General features: G+C 66.5%; 23 protein-coding genes and 1 tRNA gene. 5 read left to right on the top strand and 19 right to left on the bottom strand.

Features of this window, described 5'->3' with window-relative positions; all coding sequences use genetic code 11:
- Positions 1-28: 28 nt before the first annotated feature.
- Complete coding sequence (purL, locus tag AC1Q5W_RS05805) at positions 29-4054, top strand: phosphoribosylformylglycinamidine synthase (protein ID WP_492643194.1); 4026 nt, start codon at positions 29-31, stop codon at positions 4052-4054.
- On the opposite strand, the gene AC1Q5W_RS05800 is transcribed toward purL, so the two are convergent.
- Entirely contained in the window at positions 4055-5617 is a 1563-nt protein-coding gene (locus AC1Q5W_RS05800) for a methyl-accepting chemotaxis protein (RefSeq protein ID WP_492643193.1), read from the bottom strand.
- A 189-nt stretch (positions 5618-5806) separates the two neighbouring features.
- Here AC1Q5W_RS05800 and AC1Q5W_RS05795 point away from each other — a divergent pair, with 189 nt between their 5' ends.
- A complete protein-coding gene (locus tag AC1Q5W_RS05795; protein WP_492643192.1) occupies positions 5807-6115 on the top strand; it encodes an SHOCT domain-containing protein in 309 nt (102 codons plus the stop codon).
- 6 nt (positions 6116-6121) lie between these two features.
- Here AC1Q5W_RS05795 and AC1Q5W_RS05790 read toward each other — a convergent pair whose 3' ends face one another.
- The 14 genes from AC1Q5W_RS05790 to AC1Q5W_RS05725 form a co-directional block, all read right to left on the bottom strand.
- The gene (locus AC1Q5W_RS05790; RefSeq protein ID WP_492643191.1) at positions 6122-6712 is read right to left on the bottom strand and encodes a DsbC family protein; all 591 of its coding nucleotides are present in this window, start codon (positions 6710-6712) and stop codon (positions 6122-6124) included.
- 98 nt (positions 6713-6810) lie between these two features.
- Positions 6811-8052 carry a hypothetical protein gene (locus AC1Q5W_RS05785; protein WP_492643190.1) on the bottom strand — a complete coding sequence of 414 codons (1242 nt, stop codon included), beginning with the start codon at positions 8050-8052 and terminating at the stop codon, positions 6811-6813.
- A gap of 33 nt (positions 8053-8085) precedes the next feature.
- Positions 8086-8847 (bottom strand): hypothetical protein, encoded by a 762-nt coding sequence (locus AC1Q5W_RS05780; protein WP_492643189.1) that lies wholly within the window; start codon positions 8845-8847, stop codon positions 8086-8088.
- Between the two features lie 21 nt (positions 8848-8868).
- Positions 8869-9438 (bottom strand): hypothetical protein, encoded by a 570-nt coding sequence (locus tag AC1Q5W_RS05775; protein WP_492643188.1) that lies wholly within the window; start codon positions 9436-9438, stop codon positions 8869-8871.
- Positions 9439-9449: 11 nt separating this feature from the next.
- The gene (locus AC1Q5W_RS05770) at positions 9450-9725 is read right to left on the bottom strand and encodes a DnaJ domain-containing protein (RefSeq protein WP_492643187.1); all 276 of its coding nucleotides are present in this window, start codon (positions 9723-9725) and stop codon (positions 9450-9452) included.
- Positions 9726-9806: 81 nt separating this feature from the next.
- Positions 9807-9882: transfer RNA gene (locus tag AC1Q5W_RS05765), tRNA-Asn, on the bottom strand.
- 75 nt (positions 9883-9957) lie between these two features.
- Entirely contained in the window at positions 9958-11055 is a 1098-nt protein-coding gene (locus tag AC1Q5W_RS05760) for an NAD(P)/FAD-dependent oxidoreductase (RefSeq protein ID WP_492643186.1), read from the bottom strand.
- Positions 11056-11065: 10 nt separating this feature from the next.
- A complete protein-coding gene (fdxA, locus tag AC1Q5W_RS05755) occupies positions 11066-11395 on the bottom strand; it encodes a ferredoxin FdxA (RefSeq protein ID WP_492643185.1) in 330 nt (109 codons plus the stop codon).
- A 114-nt stretch (positions 11396-11509) separates the two neighbouring features.
- A complete protein-coding gene (locus AC1Q5W_RS05750) occupies positions 11510-12844 on the bottom strand; it encodes a sulfate adenylyltransferase subunit 1 (protein ID WP_492643184.1) in 1335 nt (444 codons plus the stop codon).
- Between the two features lies 1 nt (position 12845).
- Positions 12846-13778, bottom strand: coding sequence for a sulfate adenylyltransferase subunit CysD (gene cysD / locus AC1Q5W_RS05745; protein WP_492643183.1), 933 nt, complete (start codon positions 13776-13778; stop codon positions 12846-12848).
- The gene (locus AC1Q5W_RS05740; RefSeq protein WP_492643182.1) at positions 13775-14563 is read right to left on the bottom strand and encodes a phosphoadenylyl-sulfate reductase; all 789 of its coding nucleotides are present in this window, start codon (positions 14561-14563) and stop codon (positions 13775-13777) included. The genes cysD and AC1Q5W_RS05740 overlap by 4 nt, the downstream gene beginning before the upstream one ends.
- Positions 14560-14946 (bottom strand): DUF934 domain-containing protein, encoded by a 387-nt coding sequence (locus AC1Q5W_RS05735; protein ID WP_492643181.1) that lies wholly within the window; start codon positions 14944-14946, stop codon positions 14560-14562. Before AC1Q5W_RS05735 ends, AC1Q5W_RS05740 begins: the two co-directional genes overlap by 4 nt.
- A gap of 22 nt (positions 14947-14968) precedes the next feature.
- Positions 14969-16786 carry a nitrite/sulfite reductase gene (locus AC1Q5W_RS05730; protein ID WP_492643180.1) on the bottom strand — a complete coding sequence of 606 codons (1818 nt, stop codon included), beginning with the start codon at positions 16784-16786 and terminating at the stop codon, positions 14969-14971.
- Positions 16787-16789: 3 nt separating this feature from the next.
- The gene (locus AC1Q5W_RS05725) at positions 16790-17581 is read right to left on the bottom strand and encodes a sulfite exporter TauE/SafE family protein (RefSeq protein ID WP_492643179.1); all 792 of its coding nucleotides are present in this window, start codon (positions 17579-17581) and stop codon (positions 16790-16792) included.
- Positions 17582-17758: 177 nt separating this feature from the next.
- On the opposite strand from AC1Q5W_RS05725, the gene AC1Q5W_RS05720 reads away from it, so the two are divergent.
- Complete coding sequence (locus AC1Q5W_RS05720; RefSeq protein WP_492643178.1) at positions 17759-18448, top strand: VIT1/CCC1 transporter family protein; 690 nt, start codon at positions 17759-17761, stop codon at positions 18446-18448.
- Between the two features lie 18 nt (positions 18449-18466).
- Here the strand turns inward: AC1Q5W_RS05720 and AC1Q5W_RS05715 are convergent, their stop codons facing one another.
- Together AC1Q5W_RS05715 and AC1Q5W_RS05710 are read right to left on the bottom strand one after the other, a co-directional pair.
- Positions 18467-19462 carry a nucleoside hydrolase gene (locus AC1Q5W_RS05715; protein WP_492643177.1) on the bottom strand — a complete coding sequence of 332 codons (996 nt, stop codon included), beginning with the start codon at positions 19460-19462 and terminating at the stop codon, positions 18467-18469.
- Positions 19463-19476: 14 nt separating this feature from the next.
- Positions 19477-20427 carry a ribokinase gene (locus AC1Q5W_RS05710; protein ID WP_492643176.1) on the bottom strand — a complete coding sequence of 317 codons (951 nt, stop codon included), beginning with the start codon at positions 20425-20427 and terminating at the stop codon, positions 19477-19479.
- Between the two features lie 109 nt (positions 20428-20536).
- On the opposite strand from AC1Q5W_RS05710, the gene AC1Q5W_RS05705 reads away from it, so the two are divergent.
- Both AC1Q5W_RS05705 and AC1Q5W_RS05700 read left to right on the top strand, forming a co-directional pair.
- On the top strand, positions 20537-21733 hold the full coding sequence (locus AC1Q5W_RS05705) for an ABC transporter substrate-binding protein (RefSeq protein WP_492643175.1): 1197 nt from the start codon (positions 20537-20539) through the stop codon (positions 21731-21733).
- Positions 21734-21748: 15 nt separating this feature from the next.
- Positions 21749-22486, top strand: a complete 738-nt coding sequence (locus AC1Q5W_RS05700; RefSeq protein WP_492643174.1) for an ANTAR domain-containing protein — start codon at positions 21749-21751, stop codon at positions 22484-22486.
- On the opposite strand, the gene AC1Q5W_RS05695 is transcribed toward AC1Q5W_RS05700, so the two are convergent.
- Both AC1Q5W_RS05695 and AC1Q5W_RS05690 read right to left on the bottom strand, forming a co-directional pair.
- A complete protein-coding gene (locus AC1Q5W_RS05695; protein WP_492643173.1) occupies positions 22446-24203 on the bottom strand; it encodes an FAD-dependent oxidoreductase in 1758 nt (585 codons plus the stop codon). The genes AC1Q5W_RS05700 and AC1Q5W_RS05695 overlap by 41 nt on opposite strands.
- Before the next feature lie 19 nt (positions 24204-24222).
- On the bottom strand, positions 24223-24495 hold the full coding sequence (locus tag AC1Q5W_RS05690) for an oxidative damage protection protein (RefSeq protein ID WP_492643172.1): 273 nt from the start codon (positions 24493-24495) through the stop codon (positions 24223-24225).
- Between the last annotated feature and the right edge of the window lie 164 nt (positions 24496-24659).

Raw genomic sequence — 24659 nt, 5'->3', positions numbered from 1 at the left:
CCATCCGCCCATTTTCAAGGCCACCACAGTGACCCTGCACATCACCCAATTCGAGGGCAGCAACGCCCTGAGCAGCTTTCGCGTCCAGCAACTTCTGCCAGGCCTGACGGCCATTCACGACAAGATCACCGGTATTTCGGCGCGTTTTGTGCACCTGGTGGCGTCCGATGGCGCGCCCGACGCCGCCCTGACCGCCCAGTTGGCAGCCCTGCTGACCTATGGTGACCCGTATGCTGGCCCGGTGGAGGGCCCGCTGATCGTGGTGTCACCCCGCCTGGGCACCGTGTCGCCCTGGGCGTCCAAGGCCACCGACATCGCCCACAACTGCGGTTTCGCCGTCAAACGCATCGAGCGGCTGGTGGAATACCGGCTGACCCTCAAGAGCGGCCTGCTGGCCAAGGCGGCGCTCTCCGCGGAGCAGCTTGAGTGCATCGCTGCCATGCTGCACGACCGCATGACCGAGAGCGCCATGCTGGAACGCGCCCAGGCCCTGGGCCTGTTCAGCGCCCTGCAGGCTGCGCCCATGAACCATGTGGATGTGCTGGGCGGCGGCAAGGCGGCCCTGGAAAGCGCCAATCGCGATTGGGGCCTGGCCCTGGCGGCCGACGAGATCGACTACCTGGTCAACGCTTTCACCCAGCTCCAGCGCAACCCCACGGATGTGGAGCTGATGATGTTTGCCCAGGCCAACAGCGAGCACTGCCGCCACAAGATCTTCAACGCCCAGTTCACCATCGACGGCGTGGCGCAGGACCAGAGTATGTTCGGCATGATCCGCCACACGCACCAGACCCATCCGCAGCACATGCTGGTGGCGTATTCGGACAACGCCTCCGTCATGGAAGGCGTGCAGGTCGAGCGTTTTGTGGCCACATCGGCCCATGATCAAGGTGGAATCTGCGCGCCTAGCTATGAAAAACATAGCAAGATCAACCACATCCTGATGAAGGTGGAAACCCACAACCACCCTACCGCCATATCCCCCTTCCCCGGTGCGTCCACCGGGGCCGGCGGCGAGATCCGCGACGAAGGGGCCACTGGCCGTGGCTCCAAACCCAAGGCCGGCCTGACCGGTTTCACGGTTTCCAAGCTGTGGGGCAGTGATTTCGGCAAGCCCGAGCACATTGCCAGCCCGCTGCAGATCATGATCGAAGGCCCGCTGGGCGGCGCGGCCTTCAACAACGAATTCGGCCGGCCCAACCTGCTGGGCTATTTCCGCGAGTACGAGCAGAGCGTGGCCAGCAACGTGGACACCGTGCAGCGCGGCTACCACAAGCCCATCATGATCGCCGGCGGTCTGGGCGTCATCGATTCCACGCAAACCCACAAGATCGAGTTCCCCGCCGGCAGCCTGCTGATCCAGCTCGGCGGCCCCGGCATGCGCATCGGCATGGGCGGCAGTGCGGCCAGCTCCATGGCCACGGGCGCCAACGCGGCCCACCTGGACTTTGACTCGGTGCAGCGCGGCAACCCCGAAATCGAGCGTCGCGCGCAGGAGGTCATCAACCAGTGCTGGGTGCAGGGCGACAAGAACCCCATCCTGGCAATCCACGACGTGGGTGCCGGCGGCTTGAGCAACGCCTTCCCCGAGCTGACCAACGACGCTGGCCGCGGCGCCCGCTTTGATCTGCGCGCCGTCAAGCTGGAAGAGTCCGGCATGGCGCCCAAGGAAATCTGGTGCAACGAGAGCCAGGAGCGCTACGTGCTGGCCATCGCACCGGAGTCGCTGGCGCAGTTCCAGGCTCTGTGCGAGCGCGAGCGCTGCCCTTTTGCCGTGATTGGCGTCGCCACCGAGGAGCGCCAGTTGCAACTGGTGGACGAGGGCAAGGAAAGTCCTGTCGACATGCCCATGAACGTGCTGCTGGGCAAGCCGCCCAAGATGCACCGCGACGTCAAGACCGTGACGCGCACGTTCAAGCCCTTGGACCTGACCGGCGTGGAGCTGCAAAAAGCCGTGATCGACGTGCTGGCCCATCCCACCGTCGCCTCCAAGCGTTTTCTCATCACCATTGGCGACCGCGCCGTGGGCGGGCTGACGCACCGCGACCAGATGGTGGGCCCTTGGCAGGTACCGGTGGCCGACTGCGCCGTGACCCTGGCCGACTTCAAGGGCTTTGCCGGCGAGGCCATGGCCATGGGCGAGCGCACGCCGCTGGCCGCGCTGGACGCGCCCGCATCCGGCCGCATGGCGGTGGCCGAGGCCATCACCAACCTGCTGGCCGCCCCCATGGAGCTGAGCCGCGTGAAGCTCTCCGCCAACTGGATGGCCGCCTGCGGCGAACCCGGCGAAGACGCCGCGCTCTACGCCACCGTCAAGGCCGTGGGTCTGGAGCTGTGCCCGGCGCTGGGCATTTCCATCCCGGTCGGCAAGGATTCGCTGTCCATGCGCACCCAGTGGCAGGACGCGCAGGGCGACAAGAAGGTCACCTCTCCCGTATCCCTGATCGTCAGCGCTTTCGCCACGCTGGCCGACGTGCGCGGCACCCTGACGCCGCAACTCAACGCCACGGAAGACACCACCCTGGTGCTGGTCGACCTGGGCCATGGCCAGAACCGCATGGCCACCAGCATCCTGGCGCAGACGCTGGACCAGGTGGGCGACGCGGTGCCCGATCTGGACGCCGCCGAAGACCTGGTCAACTTGGTTGCGGCGGTGAACTACCTGCGTGCCAAGGGCATGATCCTGGCCTACCACGACCGCAGCGACGGCGGCCTGCTGGCCACCGTGGCCGAGATGGCCTTTGCCGGCCGCGTCGGAGTGGCGCTGAACGTGGACATGCTGGTCACCGAGGGCGATGGCATTTCCGACAGCCGCATGGACGCGGGCGATGCCAAGAATTGGGCCGGCCAGATCAGCGGCCGGCGCGACGAACTCACGCTCAAGGCCCTGTTCAGCGAAGAGCTGGGCGTGGTGCTGCAGGTGCGCACCATGGAGCGTGGCGACGTGATGCAGGTGCTGCGCGCGCATGGCCTGTCCCAGCACAGCCACTACATCGGCAAGACGCGGCCCGAGTCCTCCAAGATCGACGCCGGCAAGGGCGAACTGCAGATCTGGCGCGACGCCAAGTCCATCTTCAAGGCCTCGCTGTCCGACCTGCACCAGGTCTGGGACAGCGTGAGCTGGAAGATCTGCCAGCAGCGCGACAACCCCGCCTGCGCCGACGCCGAGCATGCCGCCGCGGGCGCTGCGGGCGACCCGGGGCTCCATGTTTATGTGCCAGATGCGGCTCTAAGCTGCGTGGAATCTGCGCAGGCAGCTACCAAAAAAGGAGCGCCTGCGGTGCTGACGGCCCGCCCCAAGGTGGCCGTGCTGCGCGAGCAGGGCGTCAACTCCCATGTGGAAATGGCCTACGCCTTCACCGAAGCGGGCTTTGAGGCCTTCGACGTGCACATGACCGACCTGCAAAGCGGCCGCGCCAAGCTGGCCGACTTCAAGGGCGTGGTGGCCTGCGGTGGCTTCAGCTACGGTGACACCCTGGGCGCCGGCATTGGCTGGGCACGCTCCATCACCTTCAACGCCGCGCTGGCGGAGCAGTTCAAAGCCTTCTTTAGCCGCACCGACACTTTCGGCTTGGGCGTGTGCAACGGCTGCCAGATGTTTGCCGAGCTGGCCGATATCATCCCCGGGGCGCAGGACTGGCCGCGTTTCACCACCAACCAGAGCGAGCGCTTCGAGGCGCGCCTGTCCATGGTGGAAGTGCTGGAGTCGCCATCCCTGTTCTTCAAGGACCTGGCCGGCATGCGCCTGCCCATTGCCGTGGCGCACGGCGAGGGTTTTGCCAACTTCAAGTACCGCGGCAACGCGGCCAAGGCTATTGCCGCCATGCGCTACGTGGATAACACGGGGGCGGCCACCGAAGCCTATCCGTTCAACCCCAACGGCAGCCCGGGTGGACTGACGGCGGTGACCACGGCGGACGGCCGCTTCACGGCCATGATGCCGCACCCCGAGCGGGTGTTCCGCAACATCCAGATGAGCTGGAACGGACTGGACGCCAACGCCCACAGCCCGTGGATGCAGCTGTGGCACAACGCCCGCCGGTGGGTGGGCTGATCAGGTCGTCAGCAGCAGGGGCTGGCCGCCCGGTGCCGGCCCCAGGTTGAACACGCTGACAGCCTGAACCAGTTCGCGTGCCTGGGTCTGCAGGGCGGACGCAGCGGCAGCGATTTCCTCCACCAGCGCGGCGTTCTGCTGGGTGGCGTGGTCCATCTGCTGCACGGCTTCGCCCACCTGCTGTACACCCGCGCTCTGCTCGGCGCTGGCGGCGCTGATGTCGCCCATGATCTGGGTGACCCGGTGGATGGCGCCGACCACCTCCGCCATGGTCGTGCCGGCATGGTCCACCAGGGCAGAGCCCTGCTCCACACGTGCCACGCTGTCGTTGATCAGGGTCTTGATCTCCCGGGCGGCATCGGCCGAACGGCTCGCCAGGCTGCGCACCTCGGATGCCACCACGGCAAAGCCGCGACCCTGTTCGCCGGCCCGTGCGGCTTCCACTGCGGCGTTGAGCGCCAGGATGTTGGTCTGGAAGGCAATGCCGTCAATCACACCGATGATGTCGACGATGCGCCGGGAACTGTCGTTGATGCCCCGCATGGTGTCGATGACCTGGGTGACCACCTCGCCGCCACGGGTGGCTACCTCGGAGGCATCGCGTGCCAGCCGGTTGGCCTGCTGGGCGTTGTCGGCGTTCTGCCGCACGTTGCCGCCGAGCTGTTCCATGGACGCGGCGGTCTGCTGCAGCGCACTGGCCTGGGTTTCGGTGCGGGCCGACAGGTCGTGGTTGCCGTGGGCAATTTCCGCGCTGGCCGTGGCCACTGATTCGGAGCCGTGGCGCACGCGCGAGACCACTTCGGCCAGGCTGTGCTGCATGGTCTGCAGGGAGGTCAGCAACTGGCCAATCTCGTCGCGGCCGCGGACAGTGATGGACGCGTTCAGATGGCCCTGGGCGACCTGGTCGGCCACTTCGGCGGCATGGTTCACGCCGCCGGTGATGCTGCGGCTGAACCACAGACTGGCACCCATGACGGCTACCGTGGCCACGAGCAACACGGCCAGTGAGAGGGTGCCGCTGAACTTGCCGGTGGCGCTGGCAGCCTGTGATTCCTGCTGTTCTTCCTGGGCCAGGGTGGCCATCAGCTCTTCCAGGGTCTTCGTTGCTTCCCGGTCGATGCCTTTGACGGCGTGGTCGCCGGCGGCAAAATCCATGTCGGCGGCCTTGTAGGCCTCCAGTCCCTTCCGGTAGCCGTCGGCCGCGGTGCTCATCTGGGGGCCCAGTTTGCGGGCCACGTCCTTGGCCACGCTGGGCGGCAGGGCCGCTTCCAGGGCGCTCGTGCCCCGCAGTACCTGCTGCATCTCTGCTTCATGGGAGGCCCAGTATTTGGTGAGTTGCTCGGGATTCTTGCCGCGCAACAGCACGTTCTTCCATTCCTGGATGGCGGTGGCGAAGTGCCGGTTGATGGCACCGACTGCGCGGTTGAAGCGCACCGTTTCCATGACGTCGGTCTGGTAGGTGTCGACCGCGCCCATCAGTTTGAAGATGCCGAACAGGGCTCCCATCAGCATCAGGCTGAGGGCCAGGGCAAAGGCCAAGGGCAGTTTCTGACTGAGTTTCATGCGGTGACACTCCTCGTTTTTGTTGGCGTAATGCTAGAGGGATCGTCGGTCTTGTCCATCCCCTGAACGGGGGAAATGTGTCAAGACGTTGCCATACGACCTTTACGTGGCCCCGGCTTGACGTGACGCAACAAGCGGTTCAGCATGCACCACAGGTTTCGGCCCTTCGGCTGAACAGTGGAGGCGGATATGAAAGCCAAAAGTGCTGCGTTATGGGTGGCTGCGAGCGTACTTTCAGCACCGGCGTGGTCCCAACCGTACGGCCCGGGCATGATGGGCTGGGACGGCGGTGGCTGGGGCTGGGGTTTCGGACTGATGCACGTCCTGTGGTGGGTGTTCCTGGTCGTGGGGGTTGTGGCGCTGGTGCGCTGGACGGGCCCGCGCCACTACCACCACGGAGGGGAAGACCGTGCGCTGGCCATCCTGCGCGAGCGCTATGCGCGCGGCGAAATCGACAAGGCCGAGTTCGAGGACCGCAAGCGCGACCTCAAGGGCTGAGGGGCGTCAGGGTACCGTGGTACCCAGAAACTCGGCCAGTGCGGCGGTGCTCATGGAGCCCTCGCGGCTCACGGTCTGGCCGTTGGCCGGGTTCTGGGCCACGATGAACGGCACCGATTCGGCGCCCATGCTGTTGAGCAGCTGGGTGTTGGCCTTGATGGCTTGTTCCATGTCCGCAGAGACGCTTGCGGATGCGGAAATGCCGCCCGTGCCGGCCAAGAGCGACGCCTCATGTTCGGACATCCGCTCCACCGGGTTGACCGCCGACAACAGGGCTGCGCCCTGCGCCGAGCTGCTGGGGTTGATGATGCCCACCGGAATCCAGACAAACTTGATCTTCTTCTGCAGCGGCAGGGAGGCCTCCCACAGGCGGCCACAGTGCGGGCATTGGGGGTCGAAGAACACATACACGGGGTTGGCAGCCATCAGGGGGCCGGCGGTGAACCCTTTGGCCTGCGCGGCCACGGTAGCCAGCGACACCTCCCGCTTGACGGAGCTGCTGGAGCTGGCGGTGCCGGTCGCGGACTCCTGGGGCGAGCAGCCGGCCAGCAGCAGGGCCACCAGGGCCAGGGAGGAGAAAAGACGGGTCAGGTTCATGGTGTTCACAACAATAACAAACAGGTGCACAAGGATCGGACTACCTGCCAATATACCCGCCGAACCGGCCCGCGTCCGGGGCGATCCGTCGGGGGCGCTCAGGGGCCGACGCTGCATTCCCGCCGCAGCAGTGCCAGGGCGTCCTTGAGCGCATAGTCGAAGTCGCTCAGCAGGGTGGGTTGCGCCTCTTCTACGAAGCTGTTCCAGAGCTGCAGGTAGTCGTGCTGGTGCGGCGCGGGGGCGTGGTGCAGGATGAACTGGCGTGCCAGCTCCGGCTGGAAGCCGCTTTTGCGGATGCGGCGCACCAAGGTGGCTGCCGATTTTTCGCTCAGCACGGTCTTGGGGGCGCTGCCGGCGGCCACGCACACGAACAGGGTGAGCAGCGAGCCGTCGTCGCTATGCCCGCTGGTGGCCTTGTCCCACTGTGCAGAAATGGTGCGGTCAAAGTGGTCGACCGCGTTCAGGCCGTCTTCCAGCCAGAAATAGCGGCCCATGAAGGCCGGTGTCTGGTCGAACAGCTTGCGCACCGGCACGGCGGCGTCCAGCATTCTGGGTAGGTCGGCCAGCACAGACTGGCGCACGGCCTCCACGGCCGGCAGGAACGCCGGCGGCAGGTCCTTGGGCAGGGTCAACGCCGGGAGCGATGCCGCTGCCTTGGCGCTGGCCGCGTGCTTCTTGCGCAGTGCGCCCACCATCTTCTCAAAGGCCACCCAGTCCGGCATCTCGGTGCGTTTGCAGGCCCGTGCCAGCAGGGCGGTGCGGATCACGGCTTCGGCATCCTTGCCGGCTTCTTCCAGTGCCTCCACGTCCAGCCCCATCTGCTCGGCCAGCCAGACTGCGGCGTCCACCACCTGCGCCACCTGGCTGCGCAGGGCCAGCTCCTGCTGGTACTCCGGCAGGCTGCGCAGCGACCATTTGGCCAGCAGCGGAATGTGCGCGTCGGTGAAGCCAGTGTGCTCGTTCATGCCGAAATGGCTGTTTTGGGGCATGGCGATCAGGGCCTTGAGCATGTCCGAGCCGCCTTTGGAGCGCGACAGGAAGGAGTGGTCGCGCAGCGACTCGGCGGCCTGGCGCAGGTCGCCAGCGGTGCTGCTCTCCAGGTACAGGCTCACCAGGTTGACCATGCGCTCGCGGGCCTTCTCCAGTTCCGGGCGCAGGAATTCGTTGCCGAAGTAGCGCGCAATCTGCACCATGCCCTTGGGCGCGTCGGCGCAGATGGCATCCAGCCGGGCCTGGTTGAGGATGCCGTGCTGCACACCGTAGACCAGCGCCTTCTCAAAGAAGGGGCGCGCGTCATAGGTCGATACGGCGTGGAGCGGGGCAGTGTGGGGCATCGTCATCGTGCAGGTGGGAGGCGGGTGCGGGCGCCGGGTTCAGATGGCGGATTCCTCGTCGTCGTCGCGCGCTGCCGGCGTGGCCTTGCCGCGGTCGGTGTCCCCGGTTTCGATGCGGCCATCGTCTTCCTCTGCTTGCACCGCCTCGTCATCGTCTTCATCCAGGCCCAGATCGTGGGCGCGGGCCTTGGCGCGCAGCACCATGACCATTTCCATGAACAGATCCGGGCACTCGTAGCGCAGCAGCCAGGCCATCTGCATCCAGTCCTGGTCGGCGACCTCGTCGAGCTCCAGCTTGGGCGGCACGTAGGCGCTGGCCAGCAGGGCGGATTCGGACAGCATCTCGCCGTCGTCTTCCACTGCGTCAAAGGTGCCAGTGCGGGCAAAAGCCTCGATGCGGCTCCATTTCTCGGAGAAGTAGTCGGCCAGCGCCTCGCTGCCGCCTTCCAGGTCGCCAATGGCGTTCAGGAATTCCACCGGGTCGGCGTCTTCCCGGAAGATGACGGAGTTCATCATGCCGCGCAGATGGGTGCGGGTGAGGTCTTTGTACTGCTTTTCGATGACGACGGCGCGGGCAAACATCTCCGGCGTCACCAGCAGGTTGATGACGGATTCGCGGGAGTTGTCGTACTCGCGGATCACGGCCAGCACGTCCTTGGGGGGCAACTGCTCCAGCACCACCATCAGGGCGCCGTCGCCTTCGGTATCGGCCAGTTCCGTCAGCGCCGACTCTGCGCCCACGATGTCGCCGGCGGCAATGAGGCTTTGGGTTTTTTGGATCAGGGCAAGGTGCGTGCTCATGGGTTCTCCAGTGCGGTGCGGTCAGTCTTTGCGGTCAAAACCCTGTTCGACCATCCAGTCGGCGCCGGCTTCGTCGCGGGCGCGGGCGCTGTCCTCGTCGTCTTCATCGTCAGCGCCTTCCAACGGGGCGCGCCCTTCGCGTTCCGTGTCGTGCTGCGCGTCGTCCGACGCCCCGTCATCGGCTGCGGCGGCCTGCGGGTGCTCGGGTTTGGTGTACAGGTATTCCAGGGCTGCGGCCACACTCAGGAACCAGTCGCCCATGGGCTGCTTGCGCACGGTCTGGACCAGGCTGTGGGCCCAGGGCGCCAGTTCGATGGTGTCGGCCACGCTGTCCCACTCGGGCAGTTCTTCGGCCTCATGGGTCAGCAGGTGGTCCATGGCGGCCAGCGAGGTGAAACGGAAGGCCTTGTGGAATACCACGGCCACCATTTCGGGGCTGAGCTCCAGCATGTGGACCAGAAACTCGATTTCCTTGCGCCGCTGTGCCAGGCGCTGGTTCAGGACGTACAGGCCTTCGGAGTCCTGGCTCAGGTCATCGAGCTCGGCAAAGTAGGCGCTGCGCAGGTTGCGGAAGTAGGGGGAAATGTGCATTCCAGACGCTCTCACAGTAGACGGTTGAAGTAGTTTTGCCAGATCTCGCGTGCCGTATCGATCGGGCTGTCCAGCAGGTTGCGCCGGCGGTTGTCGTCGTAGGCCTGGCGCTTGTCGGCGTCGGACAGCACCGCGTAGGCCTCCTGCACGGCGCGAAAGCGCGCGGGTGCGTTCGCATCGGTGTTTCGGTCCGGATGGTGCTGCGACGCCAGCTGGCGAAACGCCTTTTTGATGTCTGCCAGCGTTGCTGCGCTGCTGACGCCAAGGGTTGCGTAAAGGTCTTTCATGCAGTGCGATATCCCTGCCGGAAAAGAAAAAAACCCCACTACAGAAAATAGCGGGGTTTTTTGCAGCCTTGCGGCTTTGTTTGGCTCCTCAACCTGGGCTCGAACCAGGGACCTACGGATTAACAGTCCGGCGCTCTACCAACTGAGCTATTGAGGAATGAAGCCTCAAATTATAGCGTCGAAATTTGGGATTTTTGACATCGGACGCGGATTTTTGAAAAAGTTTGCACCTTCAATCCAGAACGGTCGGCGCCACACCCAGTACCCTGTGCAGTTTGGGGCTGGTGGTGGTGTACTGCAGCAGCACGTTCTTCTCGGGAAAAATGAAGGGCATGGCGCCGTAGGCCGCCAGCGTGCATTCGTGAAAACCACTGACGATCAGCTTCTTCTTGCCGGGGTACGCGTTGATGTCGCCCACGGCAAAAATGCCGGGCTCGCTGGTGGAGAACTTTTCGGTATCCACCACGAGTTGCTTGCGCGCAATGTCCAGCCCCCACTGGGCAATGGGCCCCAGCTTGGGTGACAGGCCCAGGAGCACCAGTAGCGCGTCCAGCGGCACCTGGCGGGTAATGCCGTCGGCGCCGGTGACCTTGAGGGCCGTGAGGCGGCCCTGGCTGGCTTCAAAATCCGTGATCTGGCCGGCCATGAACTGCATGTCCAGGGTTTCGCACAGCGCCCGCATCGTGCGCACCCGGGCGGGGTTGGCCGTGAAGCTGTCGCGCCGGTGGATGAGGATGACGCTGCGGGCCTTGTGCGGGTGGCCGTCGGCATGGGCGGTGCACAAGCGCAGGGCCCAGTCGATGGCGTCATCGCCGTCGCCAACGATCACCAGGTTTTTGTCCGCGTATTCGGCCGGGTCGCGGACCCGGTAGGCCAGCTGGCGGCCTTCGAAGGCCTCCAGTCCCGCCACCTGGAGGGTGCGCGGCAAAAAGGCGCCCACACCGGCGGCGATGAACAGGGTCTTGGTGAGAAAGCGGGTGCCCGTGTTGGTTGCCACGAAGAAACGGCCATCGGCCTGTTTTTCGACGGTGGAAACCATCTGCCCGTAATGGAAGGTGGCGCCAAAGGGGGCAATCTGCTGAAGCAGCCGCTCGGTCAGCTCCCGTCCGGTGCACACCGGCACGGCAGGAATGTCGTAGATGGGCTTGTCAGCGTACAGCTCCACACACTGGCCACCGGGGTGGTCCAGCGCGTCGATGACATGGGCCCTGACTTCCAGCAGGCCGAGTTCAAAGACCTGGAACAGCCCGATGGGCCCCGCGCCCACGATGACGGCATCGGTCTCGATGGCGCCTTCATGCACCTGCGCAGCAGGGTGGGCGTGCGGCATCTAGCGCGACTCAGCGGATCAGGTACTGCAGCTTGCCGGTCTTGTCTTTCCACTCTTCGGCTTCAGGCAGTTCGGCCTTGCGCTTGGTGATGCTCTTCCAGCCGGGCAACTTGGCCAGTTCGGCGTTGAGGGCCGTCATGTGCTGCTGGTCGGCGGGCACATCTTCCTCGGCGTAGATGGCGTTGACCGGGCATTCGGGAATGCACACCGCGCAGTCAATGCACTCGTCCGGGTCGATGGTCAGGAAATTGGGGCCTTCGCGGAAGCAGTCCACGGGGCAGACGTCGACGCAATCGGTGTACTTGCACTTGATACAGGCTTCGGTGACGGTATGGGTCATTTTGGTTTCTTGGGCGATATAGGGAAATTCACCCTTGATTTTATTGGCATTTGGCCCCACGCCTTCCAATATAGATGCGTGGGGTAGGGAATTGGGGGCCTGGGCGGCCCTTTATCAGTTCAGCAACAGCGCCCCGGAGGTCTTGTGGCTGGCCGTGTCCACCAGGATCAGCGAACCCAAGACCCGCGAGCGGCTGTACGGCAGCGCGGCAATGGGTTCCTGCAGGGCCAGCTCGATATGGCCAATGGCGTTGGGCTCGATCTGGGTGGCATCGTGCTCTTCCAGCGTGTTGATGTCCAGGCTGTGCACGATGCGCTTGACCTTGGCCTTGATCCAGCGGTGGCCGTGCAGTGCCCAGTAGACGCGTCCGGCCACCAGGGGTTCGTCGTCCATCCAGGCGACCGTGGCCTTGATTTCACGCGTGGTGTCGAAGTGGCTGGGCGCGTCGTTGGAGGCCAGCAGCCAGTCGCCGCGCGAGACGTCCACCTCCCGGTCCAGCACGATGCCGGCGCTGTGTCCGGCACCCACGGTACCCGGCACGCGGATGTGGTTGAGCACCTGCGCCACGGTGGCGGTCTGGCCGCTGGGCAGGATGGAGATGGTCTGCCCCGGCTGCACGCTGCCCGTGGCCACGCGGCCCCAGAACACGCGACGGCCCTGCGAGGTGTCGGACGAGGAGGAGAACTTTTCCACCCACTGCACCGGGAAGGCAAAGGGCACATCGGTCTCGGCGGCCGTCACGGGCAGCTGCTCGAGCAGGGCGAGCAGGCTCGGGCCGGTGTAGCCGCACCAGTCGGGGGTGGCCTGCACCACGTTGTTGCCCTTGAGCGCCGAGATCGGCACGATGGCGGTGACCGCAATGCCGGCGTGGCCGGCAAAGGCCAGCAGGGCTTCGCGGATCTTGGCAAAGGCCGCTGCCGCGTCGTCGCCCAGGGCGTCGAGCTTGTTGACGGCAAACACGATGCCGGGAACGCGCAGCAGGTTCACCAGCAGCGCGTGGCGGCGGGTTTGCGCCAGCAGTTCCAGCGGACCAGCTTCCTGCCATTTGAGCTTGGTGGCGTCCACCAGCACCACGGCGGCGTGGGCACTGCTGGCCGCAGTGACCATGTTGCGGGTGTACTGCACGTGGCCGGGCGCGTCGCCGATGATGAACTTGCGCGCGGGGGTGGCGAAGTAGCGGTAGGCCACGTCGATGGTGATGCCCTGCTCGCGTTCGGCCGAGAGGCCGTCGGTGAACAGCGCCAGGTCGGCCTCGCCGCTCTTGGAGACGTTGGCCAGCTGGTCCTGCAGCACCGAGCGGCTGTCCACCAGCAGGCGGCCAATCAGCGTGCTCTTGCCGTCGTCCACGCTGCCGCAGGTGATGAAGCGCAGCGCCGATTGGGTATCAATTTGGCTGCCAGGCGCCGTGGAATGTGCGTGCGTAGCTATGAAAGTTGTAGCGGTTGTCATGTTAGAAATACCCGTCTTTCTTGCGCTTCTCCATGGAAGCTTCGGAGGTTTTGTCGTCCATGCGTGTGGCGCCACGCTCGGATACGTCGGCGGCCAGCGTCTCAATCACGATGTCGGCCGCGCTGGCGGCCGTGCTCTCCACCGGGCAGGTGCAGGTGATGTCGCCCACGGTGCGAAAGCGCACGTCGCGGCTCTCGATGGTTTCGCCGGGCTTGGCGGGTGTCAGGTCGGTCACCGGCACCAGCAGGCCCTTGCGTTCCACCACGTCGCGCTTGTGCGTGTAGTAGAGCGAGGGCAGGGCAATGTGCTCGCGTTCGATGTACTGCCACACGTCCAGCTCGGTCCAGTTGGAAATGGGGAAGACGCGGAAGTGCTCGCCGGGCTGCAGGCGGGTGTTGAACAGCGTCCACAGCTCGGGGCGCTGGGCCTTGGGCTGCCATTGACCGAAGCTGTCGCGGTGGGAGAAGATGCGTTCCTTGGCGCGGGCCTTTTCCTCGTCGCGGCGGGCGCCGCCGATCAAGGCGTCAAAGCGGAATTCCTCGATGGCCTCCAGCAGCGTGACCGACTGGTGCACGTTGCGGCTCTCGCCCGGGTGCGCCAGGCGCACGGTACCGCGCTTCATGGAGTCTTCCACGCTGCGCACTATGAGCTCGGCGCCCAGTTCCTTGGCGCGCAAATCGCGGAAATCAGTCACCTCATGGAAGTTGTGGCCGGTGTCGATCATCAATAGCGGGTAGGGAATGCGGCCGGCGCCAAAGGCTTTTTCGGCGCATTTCAGCATGACCAGCGAGTCCTTGCCGCCGGAGAACAGCAGGGCCGGGCGCTCGAAGGCGGCGGCGACTTCGCGCAGGATGAAGATGGTTTCCTCTTCCAGCGCATCCAGGTGCTGGTTGGAGAGGCGTTCGAAATGGGTAGGTTCGGTCATGGCGTTCATGCGGAGGCTCGATTCGGGAGCAGAGAAGATACAGTGGCGGTGTCCGTGGCGTCGGCGGCCTTGACGTGCAGGCCGCATTCCTTGGCGGTTTCGTCTTCCCACCACCAGCGGCCGGAGCGGAAGTCCTCACCCAGGCTGATGGCGCGGGTGCAGGGCTCGCAGCCGATGCTGGGAAAGAAGGCGTCGTGCAGCGGGTTGTAGGCCACCTGGTTTTCGCGGATGTAGTGCCACACGTCGCCCCAGGTCCAGTTGGCCAGCGGGTTGAGCTTGGTGCGGGCCTCCGAGGTGTCGACCAGCGGCACCTCGGCGCGGGCGCCGCTCTGTTCGCGGCGCAAGCCGGTGATCCAGGCCTTCTTGCCCGCCAGCGCACGCGCCAGGGGTTCCATCTTGCGGATGCCGCAGCACTCCTTGCGCAGGGCGATGCTCTTGTACATGGCGTCCTTGCCTTCGCGGGCAACGAATTGCACCACCGACTCCTGCACGGGGTGGTACACCGTAACGGGCGCGCGCGAACTGGCCTTGAACTGCTCCAGCAGGGTCAGCGTCTCCTGGTGCAGGCGGCCGGTTTCCAGCACGAAGATGCCGATGTCCAGTTCCATGCTGTTGATGAGGTGGCTGATGACCACGTCTTCCGCTCCCAGGCTGGAGGCCTGGGTGACTTCGGACGCGCCACCTTCGGCCGGGGCAACGAACTGTGCTGCCGCCTGGGACAGGACGGCACGGGCTTCCGCCAGTTTGATCACGTAGTCGCTGGAGGGGCGGGCGTGCAGGTCAATGGCGCTCATGCGACCTCCGTCTGGGCAAAGGCGGGCGGCACCGTCACGGCGTCGCCCTGGTAGAAGCGGCTGAAGCGCTCGAACTGCGCCTGCGCATAGGCCAGGTTCTGGTCTTCGCGCAGCACGGCGGCATCAAAGCCGGTGCGCTGCATGTGCACCAGCTGGTCGATGAGCACGTCGCCGGTGGCGCGCAGTTCACCCTTGAAGCCCAGGCGGCGGCGCAGCAGGAAGGCCTGGCTGTAGGCGCGGCCATCGGTGAACTTGGGAAAGTTCAGGTCGATGCGCTCCACGCCGTCGAGCGCCAGCGCGCGGGGGTCGGCATCGTTCGCCAAAGCAATGACTTTTGGGCTGTCAGCCACCGTGGAATGTGCGGAAGTAGCTATCAATTTCATAGTAAAAGTTCCGTGAGGGGGCTCAGGCTTCCTGGGTATCGCGGGCATAGCCGGGCGGGTTGTGCAGCACGTCTTCGCCTGGCGGCAGGTCGGGAACGCGCGCGGCATTGGCCGCGGCCTTGAAGGGCTCGTGGCCGACCCGCTTGAGGGTGTCGATGAAGTATTCCTGGCCGATGCGCTGGGCCCGGTAGGTGTTCAGGATTGCCTCCACCACCCCCGGAATTTCGGCGGCGCCAAACGAGGGGCCCACCACCTTGCCGGGCGTGGCCGGGCCGCTCAGATTGGTGCCGTCGGAGCCGCCCAGCGACACCTGGTACCACTCGCGGCCGTCCTTGTCCACGCCCAGGATGCCGATGTGGCCGCTGTGGTGGTGGCCGCAGGAGTTGATGCAGCCGCTGATGTGCAGGTCGATGTCGCCCAGGTCAAACAGCTCGTCCATGTCCTGGTAGCGCTCGGTGATGGCGGCGGCAATCGGGATGGACCGTGCGTTGGCCAGCGAGCAGAAGTCGCCGCCGGGGCAGGAAATCATGTCCGTCAGCAGGCCGATGTTGGCGCGGGCCAGGCCCAGTGCTTTGGCCGCGCGCCACAGGGCGGGTAGCTGTTCGGCACGCACCCAGGGCAGCAGCAGGTTCTGCTCGTGCGTCACGCGGGCTTCGCTGGCGGAAAAGCGGTCGGCCAGGTCGGCGGCGGCGTCCAACTGGTCGTCGGTGGCATCGCCAGGCGCATAGCCCAGGCGTTTGAATGACAGGGTCACGGCGCGCAGGGCGGGGTTGCGGTGCGCCGTCACGTTGCGCACCAGCCAGCGGGCGTATTCGGGCTCCTCGGCGGCGGAGATGGGTTCCACCGCGGCGGCCGGGGCGTTCAGCACCGGAGGCACGAAGCAGGCGTTGACGCGGTCGAACTCGGCCTGGGTGATGGTGTGCGGCGCGCCGTCGAGCTCCAGGATCTGCTGGTATTCGGCTTCCACCTGGTCGATGTAGCGCTGGCCTTCGGCCTTCACCAGGATCTTGATGCGGGCTTTCCAGACGTTGTCGCGCCGGCCGTAGCCGTTGTAGACGCGAATCACCGCCTCCAGGTAGTTCAGGATCTGGTTCCAGGGCAGGAACTCGCGCACCACGGTGCTGATGAGCGGTGTGCGACCCATGCCGCCGCCCACGCGCACCCGAAAGCCCAGCTCGCCCTGTGCCGAGCGCACCAGCTGCAGGCCCACGTCGTACCAGGCAATGGCGGCGCGGTCTTCTGCGCCGCCGGTCACGGAAATCTTGAACTTGCGTGGCAGGAAGGCAAATTCGGGGTGCAGGGTGCCCCACTGACGGATGATTTCGCAGAACGGACGCGGGTCGGCCACTTCGTCCACGGCAATGCCGGCCAGTGCGTCGCTGGCAATGTTGCGGATGCAGTTGCCGCTGGTCTGGATGCCGTGCATGTTGGCGCTGGCGAGCAGGTCCATCACGTCGGCCGACTTGGTCAATGGAATCCAGTTGTACTGCACGTTGAGGCGGGTAGTGAAGTGCCCGTAGCCGTGCTTGAGGCGGGGTGCCTTGAGGGCGCCCAGTTGGTCCTGGGTGTGCTGTGCCTGTTCGAACAGCTCGGCGGCGGGCTGGTCGTACTCGCGGGCGATTTTGGCCAGCACGCGCAGTTGTGGGCTCGACAGCTCGCCGTACGGAACGGACACCCGCAGCATGGGCGCATAACGCTGGATGTACCAGCCGTTTTGCAGGCGCAGCGGGCGGAACTCGGCGTCACCCAGCGTGCCGGCCAGGTTGCGCTCGAGCTGGTCGCGGTACTGGGCGGCGCGGTTTTTTACGAACTGGCGGTCAAAGTCGGTGTATTGGTACATGGTTTACAGGGCTATAAGCTTGAGTCCGGCATAGGCCAGCAGGAAGGAGAGCAGGGAGCGGATGACGCGTTCGGGGGTCTTGCCCATCAGGTGCGAGCCCACCCAGATGCCGGGCAGCGAGCCCGCCAGCAGGCTCAGCAGCATGGTCCAGTCCACCGAACCCAGCGAGGCGTGCCCGGCGCCGGCCACCAGGGTCAGCGGCACGGCGTAGGCGATGTCGGCAGCCACGATGCGCGGTAGGGGCAACAGGGGGTACAGAATCATCAGCACCGTGACGCCAATGGCGCCCGCGCCCACGGAGGTCAGCGTCACCAGCGTGCCAATGACCGCCCCGAACAGCAGGGGCAGGCCCCAGTGGCGCGGACGGGCGGCGACGGCTTCCTGCCCGTGGGCCAGTTTGATCGGCGCGGCCTTGCCCCGCACCACCTTGTACAGCGTGGCGGCAGCCGTGAGCAGCAGGGCGCCACCCAGGGTGTTGGTCATGACGGTTTGCATGGCGGCGCTGGCCGGACCCACCACGTGCAGGATGTAGAGCGTGATCAGCGCGGCCGGAATGCTGCCGGCGGAAAGGTTGAGCACCACCGGCCAGTCGATGACCCGGGCACGGGCCAGCTTGAGCGTGCCGCCCATTTTGGTGAAGGCGGCAAACAGCAGGTCGGTACCCACGGCCAGGTGCGGCTTGACGCCGAAGAAGAAAATCAGGATGGGCGTCATCAGCGAGCCACCACCCACGCCGGTGAGGCCGACCACCAGGCCCACAAAAAACCCCGCAAAAACAAATGCCAATTCATGCATGGCCCCGACTGTAGAGGGCATGCTTTAGATTGAAAACTACATTTTCGCTATGTTGATATTCTTTGGGTGAATATAGGAGGTGAGCACGGTGCAGGACCGGGTCGGGCAGCGTGCTTTCGGGTACGCTGGGGGCCACAGAACCCTTTGTCCTGCCTGCGCACCCGGAGAACCCACACCATGCGACATACCGAACGACACAAGACCCACCGCATTGGCTGGCTGCGCGCGGCGGTGCTGGGCGCCAACGACGGCATTGTGTCCACGGCCAGCCTGATTCTGGGCGTGGCCGCTTCCGGCACCGGTCGCCCGGGCATTCTGGTGGCGGGCGTTGCCGGGCTGGTGGCCGGGGCCATGTCCATGGCGGCGGGCGAGTACGTGTCGGTCAGCTCCCAGGCGGATACCGAGCACGCCGACCTGGAGCGCGAGCGCAAGGAACTGGCCGCCGATCCCGTGCATGAGCACGCCGAGTTGCGGGACATCTACGTGCAGCGGGGGCTGGACGTGGCGTTGGCCACGCAGGTGGCTACCCAGCTGATGCAGCACGACGCCCTGGGCGCCCACGGGCGCGACGAACTGGGCATTACCGAAGCCCTGGCCGCGCGGCCGGTGCAGGCCGCGCTGGCTTCGGCGGCCATGTTCGCCCTGGGTGCCGTCCTGCCTTTGCTGGTTGTCTGGCTGTTGCCGGTGGCGGCGCTCATGTGGGGTGTGGCGGGCAGTTCGCTGGTGTTTCTGGCCTTGCTGGGGGCGGTTGGGGCCCGCGCGGGCGGCGCCGGTGTCACCGCGGCAGCGGTGCGGGTCTGCTTCTGGGGCGCCATGGCCATGGCGCTGACGGCCGGGGTGGGCGCGCTGTTCGGGGTGGCTGCCTGAGGCGCCTGCCCCGATCGATTACCGCGTCAGCCAGTCCGCCATCAGCGTCTGTTCAAACAGCGCCAGACAGCCGGCGGCGTCCACCTGCATGCACACGTCGGCCAGTGGCCGGTGGGCCTCCCAGCCGGGCTGCGGGTAGTTCAGGTGCGCCAGCCGCTTGAGCATGGTCTGCCCCTGGGCCAGCCCGTCGGTGGCCACGCGGATGCAGCCGCGCTCCCGCGTGAAGAGCGCGGGGCTCACCAGGTAGATGAAGGCCAGCACATCGTGGGCAAAGCAACCGGGGTCGGCCGCCAGGCGGGGGTGCTGCGCACTGTAGAAGCGGGAATAGAAGCCCACGGCATGGTGCAGGGTGTCGGTTGCCGGGTGGCGGTGGTGTTCGGCAATGCGCCGGAACAGGGTGAGCGGTGTCACCACCCGGTGGGTCACGTCCAGCCCCACCATGGTGAGTGGCCAGCCGGCGCCAAACACCTGCTCGGCGGCGTGCGGGTCGTTCCAGATGTTGGATTCGGCCACCGGCGACACGTTGCCCGGCTCGGTGATGGTGCCACCCATGAGGATGACTTCGCGCAGCAGGCGCGGCAGGGCAGGCTCCAGTTTGAGTGCCAGGCTCAGGTTGCCCAGCGGGCCCACGGCCACCAGCGTGATGGCGCCGGGCTGCGCCCGCGCCATGTCCACGATGAACTGGGCCGAAGCCCGCGGGTCCAGCCGGTTGGTCGTGGCGACGCGGGAGGGCAGGTTGCCCAGGCCGTCGGCGCCGTGGATGTAGTCGGGTGGCGCCTCCCCCGGCTTGCACCAGGGGGTGCTGACGCCCTGCGTTACCGGTACGGACCGGTTGGCGATGGCCGTCAGGTACAGCGCGTTGGCCGCGGCCTGCTCCACCGAGACGTTGCCAAAGGTGGTGGTGATGCCCACCACTTCGATGCCGGGGTGGGCCAGCGCGAAATACAGCGCCATGGCGTCGTCCACGCCGGGGTCGGTATCAAAAATGACTTTGCGGGGTGCGATGGTGTGCATGGGCAAGATATCGGTCAGCGGGGGCTGGCGGGCCCGGTCAGCCCACACAGGTAGCGCAACGCGGTGAGCCGGGCGGGGTTGGGTGGGGGTTGTTGCGCCAGGAAGGTGGTCACTTCGGCCGCCTGCGGAATGCTGGATTGCGCGCCCGGGCGCGTGCAGGCCAGGGCGCCGGCGGCGCTGGCCATGCGCAGGGCCAGCGGAACGTCTGCGCCCAGGTGCAGGGCTGCAACCAGGCTGCCGCAGAAGGTGTCGCCGGCGCCGGTGGTGTCGACCGGCGTCACGTCAAACGCTTCCTGCAGGAAAAACACCCCGTGGCTGCGCGCACAGCAGCCGTGGTGGCCCAGGGTCACCACCACGGTGGGAACGTGGATGCGTTCCAGGCATTGCGCAATGCTGCCCTGGTGGCCGGCCAGGGCGGCCAGTTCGCCTTCGTTGACGATCAGGATGTCGACCGCTTCCAGCAGCGGCGCCGGCAGGGCCTGCGCCGGGGCGGGGTTGAGCACCACGGTCACGCCCTGGCGGCGGGCGGCCTGGGCGTAGGCCGTGACGGTGGCCAGCGGGGTCTCCAGCTGCAGCATCAGGTGGCTGAAACCCACCAGTGGCGGCAGGTGCCGGGGCTGCAGGCTCAGGTTGGCGCCGGGGGCCACGGTGATGGCGTTTTCGGCGTCGTCGGACACGCAGATGAAGGCGCAGCCCGTGGCCTGATCGGGCACCCGCACCAGGTGCAGTTTCACCAGGGCCTCGCGCAGCGAGGCCTCCAGTGGCTCGGCGTGGGCGTCGGCACCCAGGGCCAGCAGCATGTGCGTGGGCACGCCGCCAGCGCGCGCGGCGGCCACCGCCTGGTTGGCGCCCTTGCCGCCCGGGTAGGTCTTGAAGTCGCGACCCAGCACCGTTTCGCCCGGGCTGGGGATGTGCGCCGCCCGGACCACGAAGTCCAGGTTGGCTGAGCCGGCCACAAGTATCATGAAATTCTCCATCCGCGGGTCTGGGGGTCTATTGTGTCGCGTAAAACAGCGGTGTCTTGCGTGCGCCACGGTGCGATTCGCTGCTAGAGTCAAAGACTCGGGAGAATGTATGAAACATGTGTTGACCGCGTTGGTGGCGGTGTTGTCCGCCGGGGTGTTTGCCCAGGGCAAGCCAATCAAGATTGGTGAAATCAACAGCTATTCCAGCATGCCGCAGTTCACCACGCCCTACCGCCAGGGCTGGCAGCTGGCGGTGGACGAAATCAACGCCGCTGGCGGGCTGCTCGGCCGCCCGGTGCAGGTGGTGGCGCGGGACGACGCTGGCAAGCCTGAAGAGGCCCTGCGCCACGCCATCGAGCTCACGTCCAAGGAGCAGGTGGACGTGCTGGCGGGGGGCTTTCTGTCCAATGTGGGCCTGGCGCTGGCCGACCACGCGCTCAAGAACAAACGCCTGTTCGTGGCCAGCGAGCCGCTGACCGACGCCATGGTGTGGGAGAAGGGCAACCGCTACACCTTCCGCCTGCGCCCCAGTACCTACATGCAGGCGGCCATGCTGGTGGAAGAGGCCGCCAAGCTGCCGGCCAAGCGCTGGGCCACCATCGCGCCCAACTACGAGTACGGGCAAAGTGCGGTCGCCAGCTTCAAGGCCTTGCTCAAGGCGCGCCGCCCCGACGTGGAGTTCGTGGCCGAGCAGTGGCCGGCCCAGGGCAAGCTGGACGCAGGCACCACCCTGCAGGCGGTGATGCAGGCGCACCCCGATGCCATTTTCAACGTGACCTTTGGCGCCGATCTGGCCAAGTTGGTGCGTGAAGGCAACCAGCGCAATGTGTTCCCCAAAACGCCGGTGGTGTCCATGCTCTCGGGCGAACCCGAGTACCTGGACGTGCTCAAGGACGAAACCCCCCGGGGCTGGATCGTGACCGGTTACCCCTGGGACCAGATTGACACCAAGGAGCACAGCGCGTTTGCCGCCAACTACTACAAGAAGTTCAACGAAAACCCCAAGGTGGGCTCGGTGGTGGGCTACGCCACCATGCAGGCCATCTTTGCCGCCATCCGCAAGGCCAAAAGCACCGACAACGAGAAGCTGGTCACCGCCATGCGTGGCCTGACCTTTACCACGCCGTTCGGTCCGGCGGAGTTCCGCGCCCTGGACCAGCAGTCCACCATGGGTGCCTATGTGGGCAAGCTGGATCTGCGCGGCCAGAAGGGCACCATGGTGCAGTGGCGCTATGCCGACGGCAGGAACTACCAGCCGGCAGACAGCTATGTGCGCAGCCACCGCCCGGCGGCGGCCAACCAGTAAGGCGGCTGCACACGCATGACGGCTACGGTGTGGGTCAAGGTAGTGGGGTTCAGCGATGTGGAGCGGCACACGCTCAACACCCTGTTCCGGCTCTCGGCAGGCCAGACCCCGGCCTACGCGCTGTGGACCCCCGAGCAGGCGGCGCCACCGCAGGTGGCCCTGATCGACGTGGATTCATACGAGTCCGGGCTGGACCAGGCATCCCCCGGTTTCAACACCAACCTCAAGCGCCTCTGTGTGGGGAGCCGGGTGTCGGAGGCGGCATGGCGGACCTTTCCGCGACCGGTGGACTGGCCCGCCCTGCTGCAGGCGCTCGACAGCCTGTTTGCCTCGCAGGCCGAAGTGGACATTGACCTGGGACTGGATGACCCGGTGGACCCGACCGTTCCGCCCGGGATCAAGGCGTCGCTGCTGGTGGGGCTGGCCCGCGAGGAAGCGCTGTATTTGCGCGCCCGCCTGGCCCTGGCGGGCCTGACGGATGTGGACGACGCCGACAGCGCGGTGCACGCCGGCAACTGCCTTGCGGAGCGCCGTTACGACCTGGTGGTGGTGAGCCTGGAACTGGCCGACGCCGACCCGTGGGCGCTGGTGCAATCGTTTGCCGACCTGCTGGCGCCGCCCCATGCGGTGGTGGTGGCCACGGCAGCGCCCTCCTGGCAGGCCATGGAGCGTGCCGAAGCGCTGGGATGCAAAGGGCTGCTGGAAGTGCCGTTCAATCCGCCGCAGGTGCTGGCTTTGCTGCAGCAGGTCTGAGGCGGCGCACGCGGTTGGCGTCCAGGCTGCGCGACAGGCTGTGCTCCACCGGCAGGGGCTCGGCGCCCAGGCGGGCCGCCAGCAGTTCGGCACACAGGGCCGTAAAGCTCAGGCCCCGCGAACCCATGCCCACGCACAGCCACAGCCCGGAGCCCGTGGGCGTGTCGATGGGGCCGACCAGGGGCAGCCGGTCATGCGTGACGCAGCGGGTGGCCGACCACTGCGCCACTGGCCCGCGGTCCAGCGTTTCGGCCAGTTCGGCGCCACCTTCGGGCAACAGGTGCTGCAGACGCGCCATGTTGGCGGCGTGCTGCGCCCACAGATCCGCGGCGGCCAGGGCGTCGGTTTCAAAGGTGGAGCCGGCCACCCATTGCTCGCCCCTGGCGCCGGGAACATGGGGGATGAAACAGCCGTGGCCGTTGACCGGCGTGGCTGGCAGGCCGGGAATGTCCTCGGCGTAGGTTCCATGGCTCAGGGTGCCATGCACTGCCTGCAAGGTTGCCAGTTTGTCCTGCAGTTCGGGGCCTGGCAGCGCGTTGGCTGGTGCCCCGTTTTTCAGCAGGGCGGCGCAGCCCAGGGCGTTGGCCAGCACCACCACGGCAAAACGGCCCAGTTCCTGGCCCTGTGGGTCCTGCAGCAGCCAGAGGGTGTCGTCGGCGCGGTGCAGGCCAGCCACCTTGGCATTGCCGACGAAGGTGATGCCAGGCTGTGCCAGCCAGGCTTGCACCAGCGTGGCCGGCTTGATCCAGGCGGCTTGCGGGTGCCAGTGGGGGGCGGCGTTTCTCCGGCGCTCCAGGACGCCGCTGGGGTCCCAGTCCTGTCCACGTACCAGCAGGTTCCGGGCGTGTTGCAGCAGCAGGCGGGTGCCGCTGCGGGAGAGGCGTGAGCGCGGGTTGTCGTCGGCGGAGACATGGGGTACCGCCAGGCCGACGGGTACGCCCGATGCCCCGCTGGCGGGTGCGGCATCCTGGTCGAACACGGTAACCTGCCAGCCGCGCAGGGCCAGTGCCTGGGCCACGCTGGCGCCGGCCATGCCGGCGCCTATGACGGCGCAGCGGGTCGGGGGCTGCACGGCGTGGGCGCGGGGGGTGCGGCGGTTCGGGATGTCCCAGCGCGGTTCGAACGTGCCGGTGAAGGCGTCTGCCATGCCGTCCGCGTCAGGGCTCGGAGGATCGGTTTGAAAGCCGGCGCCCTGCAGCAGCGCCGCCAGGGGGGCACGGTGTGCCGCCGTGGGCGCCGCCGGTGCCGTGGGGTGCAAGGCGAACCGGGTGCCGCGCTTGCAGCGCCTGGCCAGCAACTGGGCCGCCCATTTGTCCTGCGGCGTGCCGCCCCACACGGTGTCGGCCTGGAACACCTGCTCGCCCAGCATGGCCTGCGTGTCGCCGTGGCACAGCGTCAGCGACACGTGGCCGCCGTCCAGCTGGATGCGGTGAAAACCGGGCCCCAGTCCGGTGCACTGGGCTGCCAGGGCGTGCGCCAGCGTGCCCCATTCGTCATCGGGGTGCACGTCGGCAGGGGCCGCGGTGGCGGCTGGTGCGATGCCCACGTAATGCAGCAGGCGAGGGCGTTGCGGGTCGTGCCGCCACGCCAGCCAGGTGCTCAGAAAGCGGCGGCCGTCCTGGAAATCGGTGTCGAGTACGGTCCAGGCCGGGTGCCTGGCCCATGCGCCGGGCAGGCCGCAGGACGCCAGGCTGTGCGTCGCCAGGTGGTCAGCCACGGGGCGGCGGACGAAAAAATCAGGCCGACGGTGGCACGTAGCCCTGGGCAGCGTCGGCGCCGTCGCCGAAGAAATGGTTTTCCATCTGCCGCGCCAGGTACTGGCGGGCGCGGGCGTCGGCCAGGTTCAGGCGGTTTTCATTGACCAGCATGGTCTGGTGCTTGAGCCAGCCCGCCCAGGCTTCCTTGCTGACGTTTTGCCAGATGCGTTTGCCCAGTTCGCCGGGATAGGGGGGAAAGTCCAGGCCTTCGGCCTCTTTGCCCAGCTTGATACAGTTGACGGTGCGTGCCATGGATAACCTCTGCGTGAAAGAATAGGTGTCGGTGAACACCGGATGCCGAATCTTATTCGGTTTGCAGTGTCCATCCCGAGCAACCGGGCGTTTCCTGGGGGAACTTCGCAGGCAAAATGGACCCTGACCATGGGGCGCCACGCAGGTGTGCGGCGCCGATTGCT

The sequence above is a fragment of the Rhodoferax sp. MLSD5-FHT05B10 genome (genome assembly GCF_058793415.1).
Note: the sequence above shows the minus strand (reverse complement) of the source record. Positions and strands in the feature narration are given on the sequence as shown.

Coding starts and splice junctions, on each gene's coding strand:
- AC1Q5W_RS05800 (WP_492643193.1), bottom strand. CDS start 5,617: ATGAAACTCAGTCAGAAACTGCCCTTGGCCTTTGCCCTGGCCCTCAGC.
- AC1Q5W_RS05790 (WP_492643191.1), bottom strand. CDS start 6,712: ATGAACCTGACCCGTCTTTTCTCCTCCCTGGCCCTGGTGGCCCTGCTG.
- AC1Q5W_RS05710 (WP_492643176.1), bottom strand. CDS start 20,427: ATGATACTTGTGGCCGGCTCAGCCAACCTGGACTTCGTGGTCCGGGCG.
- AC1Q5W_RS05715 (WP_492643177.1), bottom strand. CDS start 19,462: ATGCACACCATCGCACCCCGCAAAGTCATTTTTGATACCGACCCCGGC.
- AC1Q5W_RS05705 (WP_492643175.1), top strand. CDS start 20,537: ATGAAACATGTGTTGACCGCGTTGGTGGCGGTGTTGTCCGCCGGGGTG.
- AC1Q5W_RS05730 (WP_492643180.1), bottom strand. CDS start 16,786: ATGTACCAATACACCGACTTTGACCGCCAGTTCGTAAAAAACCGCGCC.
- fdxA (WP_492643185.1), bottom strand. CDS start 11,395: ATGACCCATACCGTCACCGAAGCCTGTATCAAGTGCAAGTACACCGAT.
- AC1Q5W_RS05760 (WP_492643186.1), bottom strand. CDS start 11,055: ATGCCGCACGCCCACCCTGCTGCGCAGGTGCATGAAGGCGCCATCGAG.
- AC1Q5W_RS05780 (WP_492643189.1), bottom strand. CDS start 8,847: ATGAGCACGCACCTTGCCCTGATCCAAAAAACCCAAAGCCTCATTGCC.
- AC1Q5W_RS05795 (WP_492643192.1), top strand. CDS start 5,807: ATGAAAGCCAAAAGTGCTGCGTTATGGGTGGCTGCGAGCGTACTTTCA.
- AC1Q5W_RS05775 (WP_492643188.1), bottom strand. CDS start 9,438: ATGCACATTTCCCCCTACTTCCGCAACCTGCGCAGCGCCTACTTTGCC.
- AC1Q5W_RS05750 (WP_492643184.1), bottom strand. CDS start 12,844: ATGACAACCGCTACAACTTTCATAGCTACGCACGCACATTCCACGGCG.
- AC1Q5W_RS05720 (WP_492643178.1), top strand. CDS start 17,759: ATGCGACATACCGAACGACACAAGACCCACCGCATTGGCTGGCTGCGC.
- AC1Q5W_RS05690 (WP_492643172.1), bottom strand. CDS start 24,495: ATGGCACGCACCGTCAACTGTATCAAGCTGGGCAAAGAGGCCGAAGGC.
- AC1Q5W_RS05770 (WP_492643187.1), bottom strand. CDS start 9,725: ATGAAAGACCTTTACGCAACCCTTGGCGTCAGCAGCGCAGCAACGCTG.
- AC1Q5W_RS05785 (WP_492643190.1), bottom strand. CDS start 8,052: ATGACGATGCCCCACACTGCCCCGCTCCACGCCGTATCGACCTATGAC.
- AC1Q5W_RS05735 (WP_492643181.1), bottom strand. CDS start 14,946: ATGAAATTGATAGCTACTTCCGCACATTCCACGGTGGCTGACAGCCCA.
- AC1Q5W_RS05725 (WP_492643179.1), bottom strand. CDS start 17,581: ATGCATGAATTGGCATTTGTTTTTGCGGGGTTTTTTGTGGGCCTGGTG.
- AC1Q5W_RS05700 (WP_492643174.1), top strand. CDS start 21,749: ATGACGGCTACGGTGTGGGTCAAGGTAGTGGGGTTCAGCGATGTGGAG.
- AC1Q5W_RS05740 (WP_492643182.1), bottom strand. CDS start 14,563: ATGAGCGCCATTGACCTGCACGCCCGCCCCTCCAGCGACTACGTGATC.
- cysD (WP_492643183.1), bottom strand. CDS start 13,778: ATGAACGCCATGACCGAACCTACCCATTTCGAACGCCTCTCCAACCAG.